The organism is Streptomyces sp. NPDC101490, assembly GCF_044767145.1.
GTDB lineage: Bacteria > Actinomycetota > Actinomycetes > Streptomycetales > Streptomycetaceae > Streptomyces.
The window spans coordinates 1-4,848 of record NZ_JBIWNI010000052.1 but is presented as its reverse complement, the minus strand read 5'-3'; the positions used below and the strand labels follow the sequence as shown (position 1 = coordinate 4,848).

The following is a 4,848-nucleotide window of genomic DNA, read 5'->3' as shown; positions in this document are numbered from 1 at the left end:
CCCGACACCCCCATCATCACCACCGACGCCCGCCACCGCGGCGACGCCAAGAGCGCCCTCATCACCCTCGTCGAACACGCCCTCATGGCACGACTCAAGTGACGGGACGGACCGGGCGGTTGTCCCATGCCTCCGTCATGGGCGGTCTGTGTCCTTCGACACGGCCGCCCGGCTGTTCATAACGTTTCGACAGAGAATTGGGGCGCCTCGGACACCCGACGCATCCGATCGGTGTCGCTGTGCTCACCTGAGCCCCGCCTTTTGGCGGGGCTCGCTCTTTATGCCCGTTTTATGTCAGGCCCCGGTCGTGGCGGGGGCCCGGTTCCCACTGTTTGGAACGAAACCCCTTCACGTGCTGCAATTCATGAACTCCCGAGTAGTACGGCCCTGAACGAAACACCGGCACAACGTAGGTGCCGACGCCGAGAGGTTGTTGGTCGAGTGAGGCGAAGCAAGGAAAGCTCCGCGGAGCAGGAGACGCGGGGCAACTTCACGCCGCCGTCGCGCGCCGCCGTGTCGCCCGTGGACGTGCCCGTCACGCCCCCGCCCGCCACGGCCGCCGTCGGTACGGGAAGCTCCAGCAAGCTCTCGCCCCGCAACTGGCGGGTGCCCACCCGCCTGAACGCGATCCTGCTCATACCCGTGCTCGTCGGCCTCGTCATGGGCGGCTTCCAGGTCAAGGGGTCCATCGACACCTGGCAGGAGGCCCAGGAGGCCGAGCGGACCGCGCTCGTCGTGCGGGCCGCCTCTGACTACAGCACCGCCCTGCTGAACGAGCGTGACCTCACCGCCGCTCCCCTGCTGACCGCGCAGTCCCCCGAGGACCGCAGGAGCGAGCAGGTGCAGAACGCGTACGCGGCGACCGACGCGGCCCGCACCGCCTTCGACCAGGCCGTCAAGGACCTCCCCCCGGGCCAGGGCCTGGAGCGGCGGCTGCGCCTCTTCAAGGACGAGGAGCCCAAGCTCGACGCGCTCCGCAAGGCCGCGTACACCCGCTCCCTCGACCCGGTGAACACCCAGCTCGGCTACACCGGCGTCCAGCACTACCTCACCGAGTTCTCCAACGAACTGGGCCTCGGCACCGGCAACGTCACCGCCTACGGCCGCAGCGTCTACGCCGTCCAGCTCGCCAAGGGCGCCGAGTCGCTCCAGCGCTCCATCGGCACCCAGCTCCTGGTCCGGCCCAGCCGCGAGGAAGCCGTCTTCGCCCAGCAGTCCGTGGCGTTCAACTCGTACAACTACCTGGAGCAGATCGCCCTCGGCGAGTTCTCCTCCGGTGGGGCGCCCGAGGACGTCGAGCTACTGAAGAAGACCATGGCCGCCAAGGCCACCGAGAGCGCCAAGCAGCTGCCCTCCTCCGACGTCGAGCCGCCCAAGGGCAAGGACGGCTCCGTCTACTCCGGCCTCACCGCCGCGATCGGCAGCGCCAAGGACCCCGACGCCCTCGCCGCCCTGAAGTCCAAGGGGATCACCCCCGAGGTCTGGGCCGCCGTCGCGGGCGCCAGGTTCACGGGCTACTCCGAGGTCGAGAAGGCCCTCGTCGACAAGGCCGTGGCCGAGGCCTCCAGGATCTCCGGCGACGCCCAGCGGGACGCCTGGGTCAACGGCGGCATCGTCGTCGTCGCCCTGCTCGCCGCCTTCGTGCTGGCCGGGATGATGGCCCGCCAGATGAGCCACTCGATGCGCGCGCTGCGCACCGCCGCCTTCGGGATCGCCGAGCAGCGCCTGCCGATGCTGGTCGACCAGCTGTCCCGTGCCGAGCCGGGCCGGGTCGACACCCGGGTGCAGCCCATCCCGATCGACTCGCGGGACGAGATCGGCGAGGTCGCCCGCGCCTTCGACCAGGTCCACCGCGAGGCCGTCCGGCTCGCCGCCGAGCAGGCCATGCTCCGGGGCAACGTCAACGCGATCTTCACCAACCTCTCGCGCCGCAACCAGTCGCTGATCGAGGGCCAGCTGACCCTCATCACCGGCCTGGAGAACAACGAGGCCGACCCGGACCAGCTGGCGAACCTCTTCAAGCTGGACCACCTGGCGACCCGGATGCGCCGCAACGGCGAGAACCTCCTCGTCCTCGCGGGCGAGGACCCGGGCCGCCGCTGGGACCAGCCGGTCCCGCTGGTGGACGTCCTGCGGGCGGCCTCCTCCGAGGTGGAGCAGTACGAGCGCATCGAGCTGGCGGGCGTGCCGGAGGCCGAGATCCACGGCCAGGCCGTGACCGACCTCGTGCACCTGCTCGCCGAGCTGCTCGAGAACGCCACCACGTTCTCCTCCCCGCAGACCAAGGTCCGGGTCACCGCGACCCGGCTCCCCGACGGCCGGGTGATGGTCGAGATCCACGACAAGGGCATCGGCCTCACCGCCGAGGACTTCGCGGACATCAACCACAAGCTGGCCAACCCGCCCACCGTCGACGCGGCCGTCTCGCAGCGCATGGGCCTCTTCGTGGTCGGCCGGCTCGCCGACCGGCACGGCATCCGCGTCCAGCTCCGCCCCTCGGGCGAGCAGGCGGGCACGACCTCGCTGGTCATGCTCCCGGACGTGATCACGCACGGCGGTGGCGGCGAGCAGCCGCTCCAGGACGACTTCACGGTCTCCCAGATCATGCCGGAGCAGCGGAGCGGCTTCGAGGCCGCGCCGCCGCGGCAGCAGCCGGTGCTGACCGCCGCGGACCTCGGTTTCGACGACTCGCGGTACGAGCAGCAGCCCGTCGCCGAGGAGCACCCGGCCGGTCCCGCGCCGCAGCACGGCGGGCGGCGCGGCGGCGCGGGGGCCCGGCAGCAGGGCGGCGGACAGCCGCTCTTCCGCGACGAGGCCGCGCCGGTGGCGCAGGAGCGGGGCCGGCAGGCCCCGGCCCAGGGATTCCCGGTCCAGGAGCACGGGCAGCAGGCCCCGGCCCAGGAGTACGGGCAGCCGCGGCAGACCCCGGAGTACCCGGCGGAGCCGTACCCGCAGCAGGGGTACGCGCAGCCGGGGGGGTACGGCCAGGAGTACCCGGCGGGCCTCCCCCAGCAGGATGGTTTCGGCTATCCGCAGCAGGGTCACGAGGGCTTCCCGCAGCAGGGCCATCCGGAAGGCTCGTACACCGCTCCGCAGACCGAACACCAGCAGTACGACAATGCGTTCGACTCCCAGCCCCACCAGGGTGAGTGGCCGGATCGGAACAGCTACGGAAACAGCTGGCCGCAGGCGTTCGGAACGGAATCGGAATCTGCTCCGGGCGCTGCCGAACAGGCCCCCGACCGCGTAGGCTTCGACCGTCCGGGTCCGGCCCCGAGTGCCGCCCCGGACGCAGGTCACCAGCTGACCGACGCCGGTCTGCCGCGCCGCGGCAGTGCCGCCCCGCAGAACCAGGGGACGGCGCAGCAGCAGGCGCCGCAGCGGACTGAGCCCGCGCAGCCGGTGCGGGAACAGCAGCCGGAGGCCGAAGGTTCCGACACATGGCGGTCGACGAACGACGAGCGCTGGCAGCGGGCCGGAAAGCTCAAGGAGCCGAAGGCCGGCGGGGTCACCTCGTCCGGTCTCCCCCGCCGGGTCCCGAAGGCCAACCTGGTCGAGGGCAAGGCCGAACAGACCCCGCAGGGCGGCCCCCAGGTCTCCCGCGCACCCGAGGACGTACGGGGCAGGTTGAGCAACCTGCGCCGGGGCGTCCAGCAGGGGCGCAACGCGGGATCGGACACGAACGGATCGGGCCTCGGCCCCAGCAGCACCTACAACCAGGAGCGTTAGTGTGAGCATGAGCCAGGCGGCGCAGAATCTGAACTGGTTGATCACCAACTTCGTGGACAACACCCCCGGGGTGTCCCACACGGTGGTGGTCTCCGCCGACGGACTCCTGCTGGCGATGTCCGAGGGCTTCCCCCGGGACCGCGCCGACCAGCTGGCGGCCGTCGCTTCCGGACTGACCTCGCTGACCGCGGGCGCGTCCCGGATCTTCGAAGGGGGCGCGGTCAACCAGACCGTGGTGGAGATGGAGCGCGGCTTCCTCTTCATCATGTCGGTCTCGGACGGTTCCTCGCTGGCCGTCCTCGCCCACCCCGAGGCCGACATCGGTCTCGTGGGCTACGAGATGGCCCTCCTGGTGGACCGGGCGGGCACCGTACTGACGCCCGACCTCCGGGCGGAGCTCCAGGGAAGTCTTCTCAACTAACAGACAGACAGTGCGTTCCGCGCCACCGCCCCGTAGGGTGCGGTGGCGCGGCTCCAAGGGACATGGGACCGCGAGGCAGTCGGAGGAGGAGACGTGGGTACACCACCGGGCTCGAACCCCTACAACGGTTATGACGCGTACCAGACGCCCCCGGGCGACCCCGCGCACAACCGGTACAACTTTCCCTCCACGCCGAGCAGACCTGCCACGTCGCAGCCCCATCGGCAGTCCCCGGCCCCGTCCACGGGCGCGTACGGCTCCTCGCGCGCGTCCTCGGGCGGCTACGGTTCCCCGGGCGGTTCGGGCGGACACAATCCGCTCGTCCGTCCGTACGCCATGACCGGCGGCCGGACCCGGCCGCGTTACCAGCTCGCCATCGAGGCGCTGGTCAGCACGACCGCCGATCCGTCCCGGCTGCAGGGGCAGTTGCCCGAGCACCAGCGGATCTGCCGGTTGTGCTTCGAGATCAAGTCGATCGCCGAGATCTCGGCCCTCCTCTCCATTCCCCTCGGCGTCGCCCGGATCCTCGTAGCCGACCTGGCGGAGGCCGGCCTCGTCGCCATCCACCAGCCGGGCGGCGACGAAGCCGCCGGCGGTCAGCCAGACGTGACACTGCTCGAAAGGGTGCTCAGTGGACTTCGCAAGCTCTAGCGGCGGCGCGGCCCGTTCAACCACCAGCGCGAAGATCGTGGTGGCGG

The 4,848-nt window shown here is 71.1% G+C and carries 3 protein-coding genes and 2 pseudogenes; all 5 read left to right on the top strand.

Annotated features, from left to right (window positions below; translation table 11 throughout):
• Window positions 1-102, top strand: a pseudogene (locus ACIRQY_RS35605) (ATP-binding protein); the annotation flags it as partial.
• Window positions 103-441: 339 nt separating this feature from the next.
• A complete protein-coding gene (locus ACIRQY_RS35600; protein WP_403933006.1) occupies window positions 442-3,729 on the top strand; it encodes a nitrate- and nitrite sensing domain-containing protein in 3,288 nt (1,095 codons plus the stop codon).
• A gap of 7 nt (window positions 3,730-3,736) precedes the next feature.
• Window positions 3,737-4,150, top strand: coding sequence for a roadblock/LC7 domain-containing protein (locus ACIRQY_RS35595; protein WP_056644956.1), 414 nt, complete (start codon window positions 3,737-3,739; stop codon window positions 4,148-4,150).
• 93 nt (window positions 4,151-4,243) lie between these two features.
• A complete protein-coding gene (locus ACIRQY_RS35590; RefSeq protein ID WP_351796984.1) occupies window positions 4,244-4,801 on the top strand; it encodes a DUF742 domain-containing protein in 558 nt (185 codons plus the stop codon).
• Window positions 4,782-4,848: pseudogene (locus ACIRQY_RS35585) on the top strand (ATP-binding protein); the annotation flags it as partial. The gene ACIRQY_RS35590 and the pseudogene ACIRQY_RS35585, both read left to right, overlap by 20 nt.

Coding starts and splice junctions, on each gene's coding strand:
- ACIRQY_RS35595 (WP_056644956.1), top strand. CDS start 3,737: ATGAGCCAGGCGGCGCAGAATCTGAACTGGTTGATCACCAACTTCGTG.